The following is an 18,545-nucleotide window of genomic DNA, read 5'->3' as shown; positions in this document are numbered from 1 at the left end:
TCATGAATCTGCTGCACACCGGTCGCGATCTGCGGCGTATCAATCAATTGGCGGCCATTCTGCTCAAATACGGCTTTTCGGACATGCTGCGGCGGCTGGGTCTGGCCACGCCGGTGGAACAGGCCGGGCGGCTGGTGCGCGCCGGCGGCGACCATCGGCTGTTGCGCATGGGCACCGCCGAGCGCCTGCGTCACGCGCTGGAGGAAATGGGCCCCACCTACGTCAAGCTCGGCCAGGTGCTGGCCACCCGGGTGGATCTGTTCCCGCCGGACTGGATCGACCAGTTCGAGCGGCTCCAGGACCGCGCCCGCCCGCTGCCTTTCGAACAGCTGCGCCCGGCGGTGGAGGCGGCGCTGGGCCGGCCCCTGGACCGGGTGTTCGCCCAGGTCGACGAACAGCCCCTGGGCGTGGCGTCCATCGCCCAGGTGCACGGGGCACTGACCCGCGCCGGCGAGCGGGTGGTGATCAAGGTGCGCAAGCCGGGCATCGAGGCCACCATCCGCTCGGACCTGCGCCTGCTCGACCAGCTCGCCAAGCTGGCCTCGGACAACTCCGAGGAGTTGCGCCGCTACCGGCCGGTGGAGCTGGTGCGCGAATTCCGCCGCTCGCTGACCCGGGAACTGGATTTCACCATCGAGGCGCGCAACGCGGAACGCATCCGCCGCAACCTGCGTGCCTTCAAATGGCTCACCGTGCCGCGCGTGAACCTGGCGCTGAGCAGCGCCTCCCTGCAGGTGCAGCAGCGCATCGAGGGCATTCCGGCCCGGGCCCTGGACCAGCTCGACGCCGCCGGCCTGGACCGTGCGCTGATCGCCCGGCGCGGCGCCCTGGTGGCCTGGAAGATGGCCCTGGAGGACGGCTTCTTCCACGCCGACCCGCACCCGGGCAATTTCCTGATCCTGCCGGGCAACCGCATCGCCATGCTCGACTTCGGCATGGTCGGCAAGCTCAGCGACGGGCGCCGCGATCAGGTGGTGCGTCTGGTGCGCTCCATTCTGACCCGTGACTCCGAGCACGCCGCCGCGGTACTGGCCGGCTGGTCCGACGGCCAGCCGGTGCAGTTCGAAATGCTGGTGGCCGACGTGGAAGACGTGGTGTCGCTGTACTACGGCATGCCCCTGGCGCAGCTCGACCTGGGCGCCCTGCTCGGCGACATCACCGCCCTGGTGCGCAACCACGGGCTGGTGCTGCCGGCGGACATCGCCCTGCTGCTGAAGGCGCTGCTGACGCTGGAAGGCTTCGGGCGCCTGCTGAACCCGGACTTCGATCTGATCGAGGAAGCGCAGCCGTTGCTGCAGCGGCTGGTGCGGCAGCGCTACGCGCCGCGCCGGCTGGCGCGCAGCCTGGGCCTGCGGGCCCTGGAGCTGGTCGACCGCGCCTATGCGCCGCCCACCGCGCCGGGGGCACCGCGCCCGGGCCAGGGCGGCGGCCTGGATCCGCGCCATCTGGAATCCCTGGTGGCGCGCCTGGAGCGCGGCCAGTACCGGCAGATCCAGGGGCTGCTCACCGCCGCCGCCCTGATCAGCGGCGGCCTGATGCTGGCCGGTCGGGTGCCGCCGGCGCCCTGGGATCTGTCCCTGCCCGGGGTGCTGCTATTATTGGCTGGCGGCCTGTGGTCCACATGGCTACTCTGGGTGGCGCGCCGCCACCTGCGCGAGTGGAAATAAACCGCAAGGATTTGAACGACCAGGAAAGGAGAAGCCCCACCATGAAACGTCTCGCCCTGCCCGCCGCCGCCCTGTTGCTGCTGGTGGCCTGCGCCACCTCGCCGCTGGGCCGGCAGCAATTTCTGCTGATGCCGGCGTCGGAGATGGACCAGATGGGCGCCACCGCCTACGCGGAGATGAAACAACAACAGCCCATCGAGACCGGTACCGCCGAGGTGCGCTACGTGCAGTGCGTGGCCAATGCCATCACCAGCGTGGTGGACTCGGACCAGCAATGGGAAGTGACCGTGTTCAAGGACGACACCGCCAACGCCTTCGCCCTGCCCGGCGGCAAGATCGGCGTGCACACCGGTCTGCTCAAGGTGGCCAAGAACCAGGATCAGCTGGCCGCGGTGATCGGCCATGAGGTGGGCCACGTGCTGGCCCAGCACTCCAACGAGCGGGTCTCGATCCAGTTCGCCACCCAGACCGGCGCCCAGCTGGTGGCCGCCCTGGCCGGCGGCGACAGCGCCGAGCAGCAGACCCTGATGGGCCTGCTCGGGGTCGGTGCCCAGTACGGCGTGCAGCTGCCGTTCAGCCGCAAACACGAGTCCGAGGCCGACGTGATCGGCCTGCAGCTGATGGCCGAAGCCGGCTTCAATCCGGAGCAAAGCGTGAATCTGTGGCAGAACATGGCCGCCGCCAGCGGCGGCTCACCGCCGGAATTCCTGTCCACCCACCCCAGCAACCAGAGCCGCATCGAGGGTCTGCGCGCCCGGCTGCCGGAAGTGCGGCCGATCTATCAACAGGCCCGCGCCGCCGGTCGCACGCCGAACTGCGGCTGAGCCCTGCTGGCAAAGGCGATAAAAAACGGGCCCCGAGGGGCCCGTTTTCAATGGCGCGATAAAACCCTTCAAACGCCTACTGGTAGTAGGCGTTCTCGGTCACGGTGTGGTCGGTCTTGTCACGCACGCCGGTGAGTTCCGGAATCTGCTCCATCAGGGTCCGCTCGACGCCGTCCTTGAGGGTCACGTCCACCACCGAGCAGCCCTGGCAGCCGCCGCCGAACTCGAGGATCGCCACGTTATCGTCGGTGAGCTCCAGCAGCTGCACGTTGCCGCCGTGGGCCGCCAGGTTGGGGTTGATCTCGGCGTACAGGATGTAATTGATGCGCTCTTCCAGGGAAGCGTCCGGGCTGATGTCGGGGACCCGGGATTTGGGGGCGCGGAAGGTCAGCTGGCCGCCCATGGAATCCTTCTTGAAGTCGATCACGGCGTCTTCCAGGTAGCGCACGCTCTTGCCTTCGATAAAGGCGTGAAAGCCCTCGTAGTCGAAGCGCACGTCATCGTCTTCCTGCTCGCCGTCCGGGCAGTAGGCCATGCAGCACTCGGCGTGGGGAGTGCCGGGGCGCTCCACGAAGATGCGTACCCCGATGCCGTCCTGATCCTGGCGGGACAGCAGGTCGCGCAGGTACTCCTGGGCGGAATCTGTAATACGGATAAGCGTTTCGGTCATGCCGGTTTCCGGTTGCCACTTTCCTGACTATTTTAGTCAGGTACTCCCCGGTTGCAATGGGCGGCCGACAGTCCCTTGCTATCGCTGGGGTAGCGACCGCCTTTCTGCTATGGTGCGCGCTTTCTGACACGGACCCTTCTGACCTTGCCCGATCTCGCCCGCAGCCGTCGGATTCTCGCCCTGGCCCTGCCCATCATGGCGGCCATGGCCAGCCAGAGCCTGATGAACCTGGTGGACGCCGCCATGGTCGGCAGCCTGGGCGGTCAGGCGTTGGCCGGCGTGGGCCTGGGCGGCTACGCCGCCTTCATGTCGATCAGCGTGGTGATCGGGCTGGGCGCCGGGGTGCAGGCCATGGTGGCGCGCCGCAAGGGCGAAGGCGACCCCCGCCACTACGCGGTGCCCCTCAACGCCGGCCTGGTGCTGGGGCTGCTGTTGGCGGTGCCCATCTCCCTGCTGTTCTGGGCGGCCAGCGCGCCGGCCATGGCGGTGCTGGCGCCGGACGCGGGCACCGCCGCGGTGGCCAGCGACTACCTGAACATGCGCCTGCTGAGCGTGTGGGCGGTGGCCATGAATTTCGGGTATCGCGGTTACTGGAACGGCATCAACCGCCCCGGCGTCTACATGCGCACCCTGGTGATGACCCATGTGGCCAACGTGGTGCTCAGCTATGGGCTGATTTTCGGGCATTTCGGCCTGCCCGCCCTGGGCGCCGCCGGCGCCGGCCTGGGCACCAGCCTGGCCCTGTACCTGGGCAGCCTGATGTATCTGGCGCAGACCTGGCACAGCGGGCGCGCCCACGGCTTCCTGCGGGAGTGGCCGCCGGCCCTCACCTTCCGCCATATCCTGCGGGTCAGCGTGCCCAACGGCGTGCAGCAGTTCTTCTTCGCCGGTGGCCTGACACTGCTGTTCTGGGTAATCGGCCGGGTCGGCACCGAGGAAGTGGCGGTGGCCCATATCCTCATCACCCTGATCCTGTTTCTGATTCTGCCGGCCATCGGGCTGGGCCTGGCGGCGGCGTCCCTGGTGGGTCAGGCCCTGGGCCGGGGCGACACCGACGACGCCTACCGCTGGGGCTGGGACGTGACCCGGGTGGCCATGGTGCTGCTGTTTATCCTGGCGCTGCCCATGTGGCTGACCCCGGACTGGATTCTGGGCGTGTTCCTCAAGCAGCCGGCGCTGGTGGAACTGGGGCGGCTGCCGCTGATGATCACCGGGCTGGCGATCTGCCTGGACGGGGTCGCCATCGTCTTCACCCAGGCGCTGCTGGGCGCCGGCGCGGCCCGCTCGGTGATGATCGTGACCCTGGCGGTTCAGTGGTTTTTCTTTTTGCCGCTGGCCTATATCATCGGGCCGGTGCTGGGTTACGGGTTACTCGGCATCTGGCTGGCGCAGGCGGTGCAGCGGCTGATCACCTCCGTGCTGCTGTGTGGCCTCTGGATCCGGCGCGGCTGGGCCGCCATTGAGCTATAGACCCCTGTTAACCCGGTTTGCAGCGCTTGCGAGGACCATCATGAGCGACCGTCACACTTCCCCCGATGACGCCCGGGACCAGAACCCGCACCACGACGACCCGCCCCCCGCCCGTCAGGACGAGCGGCCGCGTTTCCTGCAGGTGGTGCACAGCGTGCTGGCCGCCCTGCTCGGCGTGCAGAGCGGCGCCAACCGGGAACGGGACTTTCAGAAGGGAAAGGCCGGCGACTACATCGGCGTTTTCGTGGTCATGGTGATCGCCCTGGTGATCGGCATGTTCATCGTCGTCAGCATCGTGATCAACGCCGCCACCGGCGGCTGACGCCGTGCGTTTCTTAGACGCCGAACGCCTAGCGATATAGCAATATATTTCTTTTAAGTATAAGCCCGCTTTGCTACATTCCCGCCCAAATTCGATGGGTAAAGAGATTACTCTTTACGAATCAACGCATTAATCAGAGCGTAACGGCATCATGTACGTTTATCAGGACTACGACCAACGCCTTCTGGAAGAGCGGGTGGCCCAGTATCGCGATCAGACGCGCCGCTACCTGGCCGGGCAACTCAGCGAGGATGAATTCCTGGCGCTGCGCCTGCAGAACGGCCTCTATATCCAGCGTTACGCGCCCATGCTGCGCATTTCCGTGCCCTACGGCATGCTTGCCAGCAAGCAACTGCGCGCGCTGGGCAAAATCACCCGTGAGTACGACAAGGGGTTCGCCCATGTCAGTACCCGCCAGAACATTCAGCTCAACTGGCCCGAGGTGGCGGATGTGCCGGATATCCTCGCCGAGCTGGCCGCCGTGCAGATGCACGCCATCCAGACCAGCGGCAACTGCATCCGCAACATCACCACCGACGAACTGGCCGGCGTGCGTCCGGACGAGGTGGAGGATCCGCGGCCCTGGTGCGAGATCATCCGCCAGTGGTCCACCTTCAACCCGGAATTCGCCTACCTGCCCCGCAAATTCAAGATCGCGGTGAACGCGGTACCGGACGCGGACCCGGCGGTGATCGGCGTGCACGACATCGGTGTGCAGGTGGTGCACGGCGCCGACGGCGAGACCGGTTTCCAGGTGTGGGCCGGCGGCGGTCTGGGCCGTACCCCCATGGTCGGTTCCGTGATCGGCGAGTACGTGCCCTGGCGGCACCTGCTGGCCTATCTGGAAGCGATCCTGCGGGTCTACAACAAGTACGGCAACCGGGACAACAAGTACAAGGCGCGCATCAAGATTCTGGTCAAGGCGCTGGGGCCGGAGAAATTCCGCGAGCTCACCGAGGCGGAATTCGCCGAGCTCAAGGATGGCCCCATGACCCTCACCGAAGAGGAAGTGGCGCGCATCCGCCAGTGCTTCACCGAGCCGGACTACCGCGACGACGTGGACGGCGCCGCTCTGGACCAGGCGCTGGCGGAGAACCGTGCCTTCAATCGCTGGTACCACACCAACAGCCACGCCCATAAGCGGGACGGCTACCGGGCGGTGACCCTGACGCTGAAGAAAACCGGGCGCATTCCCGGCGACATCAGCGACAGCCAGTTCGAGAAGGTGGCCGACCTGGCCGACCGCTACAGCTTCGGCGAGGTGCGCAACACCCACCAGCAGAACATGGTGATGGCGGACGTGGCCAAGGACGATCTGTTTGCCCTCTGGCAGGAACTGGACGCACTCGGCTTCGCCACGCCCAACCTGGGCCTGCTCACCGACATCGTGGCCTGCCCCGGTGGCGACCTGTGCTCGCTGGCCAACGCCAAATCGATCCCCATCGCCGAGGGCATCCAGCGCCGTTTCGACGACCTGGATTTCGTCCACGACCTGGGCGCGCTGGACATCAACATCTCCGGCTGCATGAACGCCTGTGGCCATCACCACATCGGCCATATCGGCATTCTCGGCGTGGACAAGAAAGGCAAGGAGTTCTATCAGATCACCCTGGGCGGCCGCGGCGACAAGGTCTCTCGCATCGGTGAGAAGATGGGCCCCTCCTTCGAGTCCCACGAAGTCACCGGCGTGATCGAGAAGATCATCCATACCTACGTGGATCAGCGGCTGGAGAACGAGCCGTTCATCGACACCTACGAGCGCATCGGCATGGACCCGTTCAAGGAGAGCGTCTATGGGTAACGACACCGTGAACGGCGGCCCGGCCAGGGTGATCCTGGACGGCGAGATCGTCGACAACACCTGGCGGCGCCTGAACGCGGAACGGCTGGAAGCGGACGGTCTGCCCGATGCCGGCGCGGTGATCGTGCCGCTGGCCTACTGGAAAACCCACCGGGACGCCCTGCTGGCGCGCGCCGACGCGGTGGGCGTGTGCCTGGAGCCCGGCGAGGAGCCGGCGGACCTGGCCGACGACCTGCCCCGGCTGCCGCTGGTGGCCATTCATTTCCCGGCGTTCAAGGATGGCCGCGGCTATTCCTATGCCCGGGAGCTGCGCACCCGTTACCGCTTCGCCGGTGAAGTGCGCGCGGTGGGTGACGTGCTGCAGGATCAGCTGTTCTATCTGCACCGGGTGGGGTTCAATGCCTTCGAGGTGCGCGCCGACCGGGACATCGAGGAAGCGCTGGAGAACGGGCTGCGGCCGTTCACGGTGACCTACCAGGGCGACGTGCACGATCCGCGGCCGGTCTATCTGCGCCGCGAGGAACTGCAGGGCGTCTGAACGGCAATCGTGGCGGAAGCCGCTCAGCGGCTCCCTCCACGATCACTTCTTGCGCAATAACCAGTTGGTCTTGGTCAGTACGCCCAGGCGGCCCAGGCGCACTGCTTTGCTGGCGCGGTCACCGAACCAGCGCAGGCGCATCATCCACAGCAACAGCAACACCGAAATCACGCCCAGGAATCCCACGAACCACCAGAACGCGTCCGGGTCCTCGACCCCCGGCATGCCGCCGATATTGATGCCGAACAGGCCGGTGAGAAAGCCCAGCGGCAGAAAGATGGCGCTGATGATGGCCAGCAGGTACATGCGGTCGTTGATCGCCTCGTTCTGCACCGAGAACACTTCCTCCTGCAGCAAGGTGGCCTGATCCCGGGCCGCGTCCAGATCCTCCACCAGACGTTGCAGCCGGTCGCCGGCCTCGCGGATCAGCTCCGCGTCGTCCCGGTCCAGGCGGGCGTCGCCCTGCAGGCGGTTGATCGCCTCGCGCTGGGGCGCCAGGTAGCGTCGCAGGGCGATGGAACGGCGCCGCACGCTGCTGATGGCGTGGGTCAGCGCCCGGTCCGGCTTCTGCTCCAGGGCGTCGGAGCAGTCGCCCACCAGATCCTCGATGCGCTCGATCACATCTTCCATGCGCCAGGTCAGGCCGTCGGTGAGCCAGGCCAGAAGCTGGGAGGCACTGCGCGGGCCGTCGCCCTTAAGCAGGCTGTCGCTGATCTCGGAGACCGTGAACAGCTGACGCTTCTGGGTGCTGATGATCAGGTTGTCCTTGATCCACAGCCGGATGGCGATCATGTCCTCGGGCCGGGCATCCGGATAAAGATTGACGCCACGCAGATAGACCAGCAGACCGCCGCCCACCTCCGCCGCCCGCGGCCGGGTGTCCGGCGTGGACAGGGCCTCGGCGGCGGATTCCGGCACCCGCGCCTGGGCCAGCAGCCAATCGTGGGCGGCCTCGGCGGTGTAATCCAGATTCACCCACAGGGTCTGTTTGCCCTCGGGCAGCTGCTCGCCGAGGGTGAATTCGGTGGCGCCGCCGGCGCCATCCAGTCGCAGGGCCAGTTTGACCCAGGCGGGGTTGTCGGCCATCCCTAGTCCTCTCCCGGTGTCAGTCGGCGACCTTCACGACCACCCGGCCGCGCACGCCGCCCTGAAGGATGCGCCCGAACCACTCGGGCAACTGGGAGCGATCCACCTCGGCGGCCTCCAGGCGCGCCAGGTCCGGGCGCCAGTCGGCGGCCAGCAGCTGCCACATCTGTTGTTTCACTTCGCAGGGCAGCTCCACGCTGTCCACGCCCAGCAGGTTGACCCCGCGCAGAATGAACGGGAAGACGGTGGCGTTCTCCAGTTTCGGCGAGCCGGCCAGACCGCAGCAGGCCGCGCTGCAGCCGTACTGCAGCCCTTTCAGGGCGCTGACCAGGGTGTCGCCGCCGACGCAGTCCACCACCCCGGCCCAGCGCGGCTTGAGCAACGGCTTGTCCAGCCCTTCGGTGAGGGCCGCCCGGTCGAGAATGTCGGTGGCGCCCAGGTCGCGCAGCCAGTCGTGGGCGTCTTGCTTGCCGGTCACCGCCACCACCTGGAAGCCCAGGCGCGACAGAATCGAGACCGCCGTGCTGCCGACCCCGCCGGTGGCCCCGGTGACCAGCACCTCGCCCTGCTCCGGCTGCAGGCCGGTGTCCAGCAGCGCCTCCACGCAGAGCGCGGCGGTCAGGCCGGCGGTACCGAGCACCATAGCGTCGCGGGGCGCCAGACCGGCGGGCAGCGGCGCCAGCCACTCCGCCGGCACGCGGATGTAGTCGCCGTAGCCGCCGGGGGTGTTCATGCCCAGGTCGTAGCCGGTGCAGATCACCGCGTCGCCGGGGCTGAACGGGCCGTCACCGGCCTCTTCCACCACGCCCACGGCGTCGATGCCCGGGGTGTGCGGATAGGAGCGCGTCACGCCCTTGTTGCCGCTGGCGGACAGGGCGTCCTTGTAGTTCAGCGAGGACCACTGCACGCGAACGCGCACCTCGCCGTCCGGCAGGTCGCCGAGCTCGCGCTCCCCCAGCCGGCTCACATAGCCGTCGTCGGTCTTTTCGGTGATCAGTGCCTGAAAGGTCATGGTGTCTCCCTCCGGGGACGGGTCCGTGTCAGTAGAGCTGGCGCTGGCTGCCGCGGTGCCAGAAACGGTCGATCAGCCGCTGGGCGGCGCTTTCCAGGGAAAAGCCCAGTTTTTCGGACAACTTGCGCTTGTATTCCCAGCTCAGCTCGTAGATGTCCACATGGTCCTTGCGACCCTGCAGGTACTCGTCGCTGGTCATCAGGTCGTCCACCAGGCCCAGCTCCCGGGCCTGGGTGCCGAACCAGTGCTCGCCGGTGGCCACCTTGTCGATGTCCAGGGAACGGCGATGCTCGCGGACGAAACTCTTGAACAGCTGGTGGGTCTCCTCCAGCTCTTCCTGGAATTTTTCCCGGCCCTTGGCGGTGTTTTCGCCGAGCATGGTGAGGGTGCGCTTGTACTCGCCGGCGGTCATCAGCTCCACGTCCACGTCGTGCTTCTTGAGCAGGCGGTGGAAGTTGGGAATCTGCGCCACCACGCCGATGGAGCCGATCACCGCGAACGGCGCGGACAGAATACGGTCGCCGATGCAGGCCATCATGTAGCCGCCGCTGGCCGCCACCCGGTCCACCGCCACCGTCAGCTTCAGGCCACGGCCGCGCAGACGGCGCAGCTGCGACGCCGCCAGCCCATAGCTGTGCACCAGGCCGCCGGGGCTCTCCAGGCGCAGCAGCACCTCGTCGTCACCGGTGGCCACTTCCAGTACCGCGGTGATCTCCCGGCGCAGGCGCTCCACGTCGCTGGCCTGGATGTCACCGTCGAAGTCCATCACGAACAGGCGCGGCTTGCTTTTGGTGTCGGCGCCGGCCTTTTTGCGCTGCTTGGCCTTGGCCTTTTCTTCCTTGCGCTTTTTCTTGGCTTCCGCCTTGCGCTCCTCCGCCGGCAGCACCTGGTCGGTGATGCTGTCGCGCAGATCCTCGAAATCCTCGTTCAGATGTCGCACCCGAAGGTCGCCGTCGCGGGACACCCGGTGGCGGTTGCGCATGGCGGTGGCTGCGATGCCCGCCACCACGATCAGAATGGCCACCACCAGAGTGGCCACCTTGGCGAGAAACATGCCGTACTGGTAAAGAAAGTCGATCACCGTGTCGGTTACCTGTCCTGGTTATTCGGTTTGGATTACTGCCAACCCGCCACGGCGCGTTGGGCGCTGCCGTTGAGCGGCCGCCCGATCAGGCCGCCCGCCGGCGGCACCGTCACTTCGAAGATGGCGCCGTCGGCCATGGGCAGATAAGCCGCGCTACCATAGCGCGCATCCACCAGGAAACTCCAGCCCTCCCGCGCGTGCTGCCAGACGTCCATGCCCAGGGGCTTCTCGCTCAGACTGTAGAGGGTACGGGGTTTGGAGCGCTCGTCCTCCAGGGCGAAGTAGCGGCCCTGGATGCGGTCCAGCTGATAGCCGGGCTTGAGACCCAGCAGGGAGAAAGGCGTCTTCCATTTGACGATGCGGGCGTCCAGCTGCCACTGGTCGCCGTTGAGGCGGAAATCCTGGCTGCTGCCGTCGGCGCGGGTCACCGTGGCGATGTAGCTCTGCTCACCGGTGGCGCGGAAGCTGATGGTGGCCACCGGGGTTTCCTCGGTGAGCTCGTGGAAGCTGTACAGATTGAGCGCCACCAGCACCAGATACACCGCCAGGCCGACCAGCGCCAGGCCGGCGGTGCCCTTGATCCACTGCCACACCCATTTATGACGCAGCAACACCCAGGCCCCCACCAGCACCAGCAGCAGACTGACGCCCAGGATCAGGATCGGGGCGACGCTGAAGCTCATCGCCCGGCCCGCCAGTCGTCGATCAGGGAGCGGGCAATACTGCCCGGCGGCGGGATATCCGGCAGCTCCCGGTGATGAAACCAGCGCGCGTCGGTGATCTCGTCATCGTCGATGCGGATCTCGCCACCGGCGTATTCGGCGTGGAAGCCGAGCATCAGGGAATGGGGGAACGGCCAGGACTGGCTGGCGAAATAGCGCAGCGCCCCGAGGGTCACGCCGCTTTCCTCCATCACCTCCCGGCGTACCGCCTGTTCCGCGGTCTCACCGGCCTCCATGAAGCCCGCCAGGCAGGAATAGAAGCCCTCCGGGAAGCGGGCGGAGTGGCCCAGCAGCGCGTAGTCGCCGTCAGTGACCAGGGCGATGATGCAGGGCGTGATGCGCGGGTACTGGCGGTAGTCGCAGGCCGGGCACAGCATGGCCAGCTCGGTGGGGTGCGCCTCGGTGAGGTGGCCGCAGCGGCTGCAGAAACGATGGTTGGTGCGCCAGCTGAGCACCTGCAGGGCCCGTGCCGCCATGGTGAACAGCGCCTCGTCCATCTGACCGAGCAACTGGCGCAGGGACATGGGGTACAGGGGCCGGTCGGCCAGCTCATGGTCGGTCTGCCGGCAAACGTAGCAGGGTTCGCCGTGCAGCAGGCCGAGAAAGCGGTAATCCGGATGGCCACGCAGCAGGAAGGCCGGCAGCCGGGGAATGCCGGGGCCGGGATGTTGTTCCGTGTCCACGCACAGTTGCTGATCGTGGATCACGAACACCCAGCCCTGGTCGGCGTCGCCCGGTTCCGGCGCGGACAGATCCATGGGGCCGGTCTCAGCCACGGTCGCTCTCCGGTCCGCCCCGCTCCGCCTGCCCGGTTACCGGGTAGCCCAGTTCCGCCACCGCCCGTTCCGACACGTCCAGCACTCCTTCACCAATGGGTTTGCGCTCTTCCATGCTCTCCAGATAATAGTCGATGCCCGTGAGCGCGTCGGCAAGGGTTTCCATGGCCGGCTGACCGGGGGGCTGATCGCCGCGCAGCAGGCGCTCCTCGATATGGCGGCGGCAGGCGGCGATCACCCGGCAGGCCCGCTCCAGTTCCAGGAACATGAGCCCGCCGCTGATGGTGGCGAAGGTGCCCGGCAGGTTGCTGATGTGCATCGGGTCCCACTGATTGTCCATGTAGCTGGCCAGGGAACGCTTGGCCAGCGCCAGTCCGGCCCGGCACTCCCCCACCACGGTCATGCGGGCGTCGTCGAGCTGGTAGAGGGAAATATTGCTGTTGGTGGCGTCGCGGCGCACGTCGTCGGAGGGCGCCAGGCTGCGTTCCAGGCTGGCCACGGTGTTCTCGGCGGCCAGCAGGTCGTCCACCAGCGCATGGAAGTCGGCGCTCTCCACGTCGGTGTCCGCCGGCCAGCCGGCGATGGCGTCGGCGCGCTGGCGCAACACGCCGGCTTCCTGTTCCTTGCCCACCATTTCCAGGGTGCTGGCCACCCGGCGCAGGCCGCCGGCCACCGCCGCGTAATCGGTATCGGCCACCCCCTGGGCGGCCAGATCCAGGGTGTCCTTGATCTGATTGATCTCGTCTTTCAGGGCGCCGGCCACGGAGCGGATCACCGAACCCCGGGAGCCGGTCATCAGCGCCAGTTCCCGCTGCAGGTCCGCGTCGCTGATGCCCTGGCCGGCGCCGAACACCGCGCGCACTTCGGCGGCGCAGTCGGTGGCGCCGGAACCCAGGCTGGCCAGGAACACGCTTTCCTTAATCAGCAGCAGCGGGGCCTCCTGGGCCAGGGCACGTTCACCGTCGTAGACCAGCTTCTTCAACTGACGGTCGTACTGGGCCAGCAGCGCCTTGCGCGCCGGAGTGATCACCATGCGGTCCACGGCCAGGCTTTCCGTGGCGGCCCGCGCCACCCACCAGAAGCGGCTTTGCGCGCAATCGCCGCACAGACGGTCCACGCGCTGCAGGGCGCGGGCCATCAATTTCAGGTGCGCGTCCCGGTTGTCGCCGCGCAGCAGCCCCAGCAGACCCACCTGGTACATATGACGCAGGCGCCGGCCCTGCTCCACCAGCGCCGCCGGCTCACCGCGTCCCGCGGCGGGCTCCCGGGCCCGCGCCAGGTCCACGCTGAAGAAATGGCTTTCCTGGATCAGCGACTTGCCGCCGGCCCGACGCAGCTCGTTGATGCCGCCGATCAGCAGCTCCGGCAGCGCGCTGTCCTTGAGTTGAACGTATTCGAAATAGCGGCTGAGCAGCACGATGGCGTTGCCCAGGGCCTGGATCAGGGCCCGGTCGCGCTGGCGCTTGAGCGCCTCCGCCGCCAGTTCCATTTCCTCGCTCATCAGGGTGGCGGCGTTCAGCTCCAGCACCTGGGAGATGCCGCGCAACTGATGGAAGGCCCCGGCGCACTGATCCAGGTTGGCGGCGTCGCCGCGCTCCTCGGCGAACGCCTCCAGGCTGGCCTCGGCTTCGCTGAGCGTGGTGTCGATGGCCTCCTTGAGAAACGTCAGGGAGGTGGTATTGGTAATGGCGACCATGCGTTCCGAAACCCCTGGTAATAATCAGTCCCCGGCGCGCCGGAACGGGGCCGGCGACGACGTTTTCACTTTCTCATGAGCTTCAACAATGCGTCAACTTTCAACTCTAAGCAACTGATTCGTGGGCACATTGTTAACCCCGACACAACCGCCAGCCGGTGCCCGCGCTTGATCCAGGACAAGTCCCGAAGCCGCCGGCCTGTACCCGACCGGCGGAAGTGCTTATGATTGCCGCGCCCAGCCGCACCCACATTCACACAGACAATCCATAAAAGCAGGAAGTCGCGCCATGTCCGCCCACCTTGGCCGTGCGTTCGGCCAGAATTTCCTGGGGCAAGCCCCCGCCTGGTACAAGTACACCATTGTCGCCTTTCTGGTGGTCAATCCGATCGTGGCCTGGACCCTCGGCGAAGCCACCGCCGGCTGGCTGCTGCTGGCGGAGTTCATCTTCACCCTGGCCATGGCGCTCAAATGCTACCCGCTGCAGCCCGGCGGCCTGCTCGCCATCGAGGCGCTGCTGATCGGCCTGACCAGCCCCACCACCGTGCTGCACAAGGTGGAAGGCAACCTGGAAGTGCTGTTGCTGCTGATCTTCATGGTGGCCGGCATTTTCTTCCTCAAGGACCTGCTGCTTTATGTGTTCACCCGGCTGTTGCTGGGGGTGCGCTCGAAGATGCTGCTCAGCCTGCTGTTCTCCATCGCCGCGGCGGTGCTGTCCGCGTTCCTGGACGCGCTGACCGTCACCGCGGTGGTGATCGCGGTGTGCACCGGCTTCTATGGCATTTATCACAAGGTGGCGTCGGGCAAGAGCTTCCAGCAAAAGCACGACCACGGTGACGACACCGGCGTGGAGGAGCTGCACCGCGAGGACCTGCGCCGCTTCCGCGCCTTTTTGCGCAGCCTGCTGATGCACGCGGCCGTGGGCACCGCCCTGGGCGGGGTCTGCACCCTGGTGGGCGAGCCCCAGAACCTGCTGATCGCCACCAAGGCCCAGTGGGAGTTCGGGGAGTTCTTCCTGCGCATGGCGCCGATCAGCCTGCCGGTGCTAGCCATGGGCCTGTTGACCTGCCTGTTCCTGGAGTGGAGCGGCAGCTTCGGCTACGGCGAGGAAATCCCGGAAAAAGTTCAGGGCATCATGAGCCAGTATGCCCGGGAGCAGGACGACCGCCGCACCACCCGCGACAAGGTCAATCTGGTGGTGCAGGGCCTGATCGCCGTGTGGCTGGTGGTGGGCCTGGCCACCCACGCCGCGCCGGTGGGCCTGGTGGGCCTGAGCGTGATCATCCTGGCCACCGCCTTCTGCGGCATCATCGAGGAACACCGGCTGGGCGCCGCCTTCGAGGAGGCGCTGCCGTTCACCGCCCTGCTGACCGTGTTCTTCGCGGTGGTGGCGGTGATCGCCGATCAGCAACTGTTCGCGCCGGTGATCGAGTACGTGCTGACCCTGGAGCGGGACGCCCAGGGCGCCGCCTTCTACATCGCCAACGGGGTGCTGTCGGCGGTGTCGGACAACGTGTTCGTGGCCTCGGTGTACGTGGACGAAGTGGCCCTGGCGCTGGTCAACAACGAGATCAACCGGGATACCTTCGATCTGCTGGCGGTGGCCATCAATACCGGCACCAACATTCCGTCGGTGGCCACCCCCAATGGCCAGGCGGCCTTCCTGTTCCTGCTGACCTCGGCGCTGGCGCCGCTGGTGCGGCTGTCCTACGGGCGCATGGTGATCATGGCCCTGCCCTACACCATCGTTATGAGCCTGACCGGTCTGATCATGACCGCCACGGTGCTGGAACCGGCCACCGAGTACATGTACGAGAAGGGCTGGATCGAGCACCACGAGAGCCACGAGCTGAACATGGACGCGGACACCACGCCGCACCATTGAACGAGATAGGGGAATCGCGACTGAAGTCGCTCCTACATCGCACCCTGTAGGAGCGACTTCAGTCGCGATTGTTCAGCCTTCCAGTTCTTCCCAGAGGGTGCGCTGGCCGTTGCGGGAGGCGATCGCCTCCAGCTTGGCCCGGTGGCGGGCCAGGTCGCCGTCGGCGGCGCGCACCACGGTGAGCGCCGGGCGGTCCCGGTTCAGGCGGCGGATCGCCTCGGCCACGCTGGCGCCCTGCTCGCCGCTTTCGGCCCCCAGGGACAGGCGGGTCTGACCGCCGGTCATGGCCAGGTAGACGTCGGCCAGGATCTCCGCGTCGAGCAGCGCCCCGTGCAATTCCCGGTGGCCGTTGTCCACGTCATAGCGGCGGCACAGGGCATCCAGGCTGTTCTTCTGCCCCGGGTGCAGGTCGCGGGCCAGCTTGAGGGTGTCGAGCACGCCGCAGGCGTCCGCCACCCTGCCCCACTGACGCCCCAGCAGGCTCAACTCATGGTCCAGGAAGCCCACGTCAAAGGGCGCGTTGTGGATCACCAGCTCGGCGCCGCGCACGAAGCTCATGAACTCCTCGGCGATCTGCGCGAAGGTGGGTTTGTCGGCCAGGAACTCCACGGTGATGCCGTGCACCTCCAGCGCGCCCTCGTCGATGTCACGCTCCGGGTTGATGTAGAGGTGCAGGTTATTGCCGGTCAGGCGCCGGTTCTCCAGTTCCACGCAGCCGATCTCGATGATGCGGTGGCCGGTTTGCGGGTCCAGGCCGGTGGTTTCGGTATCCAGAACGATCTGTCTCATGCGCCTGCCTTCATTTCGTCGATGCCGCGATTGGCGAGCTGGTCCGCCCGCTCGTTCTCCGGGTGGCCGCTGTGGCCCTTGACCCAGTGCCAGTGCAGCCGGTGGCGGGCGGTGGCTTCATCCAGCCGCATCCACAGGTCCTGGTTCAGCACCGGTTTTTTGGCGGCGGTCTTCCAGCCGCGCTTTTTCCAATTGGCCAGCCACTCGGTGATGCCCTTGCGCACGTATTGGGAGTCGGTGGTCAGGTGGACCTCGCAGGGCCGTGTCAGCGCTTCCAGGGCCTGGATCGCCGCCATCAGTTCCATGCGGTTGTTGGTGGTGTGCGGCTCGCCGCCGTGCAGTTCCTTTTCGCGGTCGCCATAGCGCAGCACCGCGCCCCAGCCGCCGGGCCCCGGATTGCCCCGGCAGGCGCCGTCGGTAAAGATTTCAACCTGATTCAAACGTTACTCCGTATTCCGTTCCTGTCGCCAGCGGGCCACCGGCACCGACACCACCGTGGGCCGCTGCCGGCTGAACGCCCGCTGGGGAGCCAGCGGCCGCATCATGGCCGCCCGCTTGCGGGCCACCAGCAGGTAGACCCCGCCGAACCGCCACCACAGCTTGCCGCCCAGCCATTCCAGCCAGCGCAGCCGCGCCCGGCCCCGGTCGGCCAGGGGCAGATTATAGAAGCCGCCGGCCAGCCCTTCGACCTCGAAACCCAGCACGTGCAGCCAGTCGCTGACCCGGTAGGGCCGGAAATAACGGCCGCTCCAGCCCGGGCGGCTGGCGCCGCCGCGCAGCCAGCGGGCCAGCCCCATGACACTCAGCGGGTGAAAGCCCACCACCGCGATGGTGCCGCCCGGCGCCACGCAACTGGCCGCCTCACGCAGTACCCGATGGGGGTTGTCCTGAAATTCCAGACCGTGGTGCAGCAACACCACGTCGACGCTGTTCTTGGCCACCGGCAGCGCCTGGGGGCAGGCCTTGACCCGCACCGGCGGGCGTTCCGCCCCGGTGACGGAATCCGCGCCCCCGGCCGGATCGCCGTCCGGCTGATCGGCGCAGTGCACCGGCATCACCGAGCAGCGCCACGGCAGGCGAATGCCGGCCAGCAGATCGCGGCCACGACCGCCGCTGATTTCCAGTGCCCGCTGGCCCACCAGCTTGGGCAGCCAGTCGGCGAGCATGGCCCGTTCGGCGGCCAGCACCGCCTGGCCGGCCTCGCTTTCCAGCCAATGATCGAAGCGACGCACCATGTCCTCGGGCTGCCGGCGGAACGGCGCGCGCGAAAGCGGGGGCAGTTGCATCTCTGACATTCTCCGTGCCGGCTGTTAGCATCACAGCATCCCAAGCACAGAGTATCACGTCATGCTGCAAGCCCCTACGGCGATCCCCGCCTTTTCCGACAACTACATCTGGGCCGTTCACGACGGCAGCCACTGCGTGGTGGTGGACCCGGGTGACCCGGCGCCGGTGGAAGCCTGGCTGGCCGAACAGGGCCTGACCCTGAGCGCGCTGCTGATCACCCATCACCACCCGGACCACGTGGGCGGTGTCGCCGCCCTGTGCCGGGACCGGGACATTCCGGTGTACGGCCCAGCCCGGGAGAGCATTCCGGAGATGGACCAGCCACTGCGCGACGGCGACCGGGTGCGGCTGGCGGAGCCGGACCTGGAGCTGGAGGTGATCGACGTGCCCGGCCACACCCTGGGCCACATCGCCTTCCTGGCCCCGCTGCAGGGCTGGCTGTTCTGCGGCGACACCCTGTTCGCCGGCGGCTGCGGCCGCCTGTTCGAGGGCACGCCGGAGCAGATGCACCACTCCCTGAACCGGCTGTCGGCGCTGCCGGAACAGACCCTGGTGTTCTGCGCCCACGAGTACACCCTGGCCAACCTGACCTTCGCCGCGACCGTCTCGCCGGACGACCGGGCGGTGAACGACCGCCTTGCCCGGGTGCGGGAACTGCGCGAGGAACAGCGCATCACCCTGCCCTCCACCATCGGCGAGGAACGGCGCACCAATCCGTTCCTGCGCGCCGCCGAACCGCAGCTGCGCGAAGCCTGCCAGCAGCACTTCGGCCAGCGCCCGGACAACCCGGTGGAAGGCTTCGCCGCGCTGCGCCGCTGGAAGGACTCCGCCTGACCACCCCCCGAAGCGGGCGCGGCCGGCGCCCTTCCGGGACCCTTGAGAACAGGACGTTCGAAAGGGAGCCCCCAGGGACGGG

General features: G+C 67.3%; 18 protein-coding genes. 8 read left to right on the top strand and 10 right to left on the bottom strand.

Going from position 1 to position 18,545, the window contains the following annotated elements; translation table 11 throughout:
• The first annotated feature begins 2 nt into the window (after positions 1-2).
• A complete protein-coding gene (locus tag IM760_RS17220; protein WP_204431483.1) occupies positions 3-1,667 on the top strand; it encodes an ABC1 kinase family protein in 1,665 nt (554 codons plus the stop codon).
• Positions 1,668-1,708: 41 nt separating this feature from the next.
• Positions 1,709-2,491 carry a M48 family metallopeptidase gene (locus tag IM760_RS17215; RefSeq protein WP_204431482.1) on the top strand — a complete coding sequence of 261 codons (783 nt, stop codon included), beginning with the start codon at positions 1,709-1,711 and terminating at the stop codon, positions 2,489-2,491.
• Between the two features lie 76 nt (positions 2,492-2,567).
• Here IM760_RS17215 and nfuA read toward each other — a convergent pair whose 3' ends face one another.
• Positions 2,568-3,161, bottom strand: a complete 594-nt coding sequence (gene nfuA / locus IM760_RS17210) for a Fe-S biogenesis protein NfuA (RefSeq protein WP_204431481.1) — start codon at positions 3,159-3,161, stop codon at positions 2,568-2,570.
• Positions 3,162-3,305: 144 nt separating this feature from the next.
• Between nfuA and IM760_RS17205 the strand changes: the two genes are divergently transcribed.
• From IM760_RS17205 to IM760_RS17190, 4 genes are all read left to right on the top strand, one after another.
• On the top strand, positions 3,306-4,631 hold the full coding sequence (locus tag IM760_RS17205) for an MATE family efflux transporter (protein WP_228235022.1): 1,326 nt from the start codon (positions 3,306-3,308) through the stop codon (positions 4,629-4,631).
• A gap of 40 nt (positions 4,632-4,671) precedes the next feature.
• Positions 4,672-4,953, top strand: coding sequence for a DUF2970 domain-containing protein (locus tag IM760_RS17200; RefSeq protein WP_204431480.1), 282 nt, complete (start codon positions 4,672-4,674; stop codon positions 4,951-4,953).
• 151 nt (positions 4,954-5,104) lie between these two features.
• A complete protein-coding gene (locus IM760_RS17195) occupies positions 5,105-6,754 on the top strand; it encodes a nitrite/sulfite reductase (RefSeq protein WP_204431479.1) in 1,650 nt (549 codons plus the stop codon).
• Positions 6,747-7,292 (top strand): DUF934 domain-containing protein, encoded by a 546-nt coding sequence (locus IM760_RS17190; RefSeq protein WP_204431478.1) that lies wholly within the window; start codon positions 6,747-6,749, stop codon positions 7,290-7,292. The genes IM760_RS17195 and IM760_RS17190 overlap by 8 nt, the downstream gene beginning before the upstream one ends.
• 42 nt (positions 7,293-7,334) lie before the next feature.
• Here IM760_RS17190 and IM760_RS17185 read toward each other — a convergent pair whose 3' ends face one another.
• The 6 genes from IM760_RS17185 to IM760_RS17160 are packed head-to-tail and all read right to left on the bottom strand — an operon-like array spanning position 7,335 to position 13,668.
• Complete coding sequence (locus tag IM760_RS17185; RefSeq protein WP_204431477.1) at positions 7,335-8,378, bottom strand: zinc transporter ZntB; 1,044 nt, start codon at positions 8,376-8,378, stop codon at positions 7,335-7,337.
• Between the two features lie 19 nt (positions 8,379-8,397).
• Positions 8,398-9,390 (bottom strand): YhdH/YhfP family quinone oxidoreductase, encoded by a 993-nt coding sequence (locus IM760_RS17180; protein WP_204431476.1) that lies wholly within the window; start codon positions 9,388-9,390, stop codon positions 8,398-8,400.
• Positions 9,391-9,418: 28 nt separating this feature from the next.
• On the bottom strand, positions 9,419-10,471 hold the full coding sequence (gene sohB, locus IM760_RS17175; RefSeq protein WP_204431475.1) for a protease SohB: 1,053 nt from the start codon (positions 10,469-10,471) through the stop codon (positions 9,419-9,421).
• 35 nt (positions 10,472-10,506) lie between these two features.
• Positions 10,507-11,157 (bottom strand): hypothetical protein, encoded by a 651-nt coding sequence (locus IM760_RS17170; protein ID WP_204431474.1) that lies wholly within the window; start codon positions 11,155-11,157, stop codon positions 10,507-10,509.
• Positions 11,154-11,972 carry an NAD(+) diphosphatase gene (gene nudC, locus IM760_RS17165; RefSeq protein WP_262730257.1) on the bottom strand — a complete coding sequence of 273 codons (819 nt, stop codon included), beginning with the start codon at positions 11,970-11,972 and terminating at the stop codon, positions 11,154-11,156. The genes IM760_RS17170 and nudC overlap by 4 nt, the downstream gene beginning before the upstream one ends.
• Positions 11,965-13,668, bottom strand: a complete 1,704-nt coding sequence (locus tag IM760_RS17160) for a FimL-related protein (protein WP_204431473.1) — start codon at positions 13,666-13,668, stop codon at positions 11,965-11,967. Before IM760_RS17160 ends, nudC begins: the two co-directional genes overlap by 8 nt.
• Positions 13,669-13,957: 289 nt before the next feature.
• On the opposite strand from IM760_RS17160, the gene nhaB reads away from it, so the two are divergent.
• Positions 13,958-15,553 carry a sodium/proton antiporter NhaB gene (nhaB, locus tag IM760_RS17155; protein ID WP_204431472.1) on the top strand — a complete coding sequence of 532 codons (1,596 nt, stop codon included), beginning with the start codon at positions 13,958-13,960 and terminating at the stop codon, positions 15,551-15,553.
• Positions 15,554-15,625: 72 nt separating this feature from the next.
• On the opposite strand, the gene dnaQ is transcribed toward nhaB, so the two are convergent.
• From dnaQ to IM760_RS17140, 3 genes are read right to left on the bottom strand one after another with little or no spacing between them, the layout of a single operon-like run.
• Entirely contained in the window at positions 15,626-16,342 is a 717-nt protein-coding gene (gene dnaQ, locus IM760_RS17150; protein WP_204431471.1) for a DNA polymerase III subunit epsilon, read from the bottom strand.
• A complete protein-coding gene (gene rnhA / locus IM760_RS17145) occupies positions 16,339-16,782 on the bottom strand; it encodes a ribonuclease HI (RefSeq protein ID WP_204431470.1) in 444 nt (147 codons plus the stop codon). Before rnhA ends, dnaQ begins: the two co-directional genes overlap by 4 nt.
• A gap of 3 nt (positions 16,783-16,785) precedes the next feature.
• Positions 16,786-17,628 carry a class I SAM-dependent methyltransferase gene (locus IM760_RS17140; protein WP_204431469.1) on the bottom strand — a complete coding sequence of 281 codons (843 nt, stop codon included), beginning with the start codon at positions 17,626-17,628 and terminating at the stop codon, positions 16,786-16,788.
• Positions 17,629-17,689: 61 nt separating this feature from the next.
• Here IM760_RS17140 and gloB point away from each other — a divergent pair, with 61 nt between their 5' ends.
• Positions 17,690-18,463 (top strand): hydroxyacylglutathione hydrolase, encoded by a 774-nt coding sequence (gene gloB / locus IM760_RS17135; RefSeq protein WP_204431468.1) that lies wholly within the window; start codon positions 17,690-17,692, stop codon positions 18,461-18,463.
• The last annotated feature ends 82 nt before the right edge of the window (positions 18,464-18,545 follow it).

The organism is Alloalcanivorax marinus (assembly GCF_016906305.1).
GTDB classification, from domain to species: Bacteria; Pseudomonadota; Gammaproteobacteria; order Pseudomonadales; family Alcanivoracaceae; genus Alloalcanivorax; species Alloalcanivorax marinus.
Note: the sequence above shows the minus strand (reverse complement) of the source record. Positions and strands in the feature narration are given on the sequence as shown.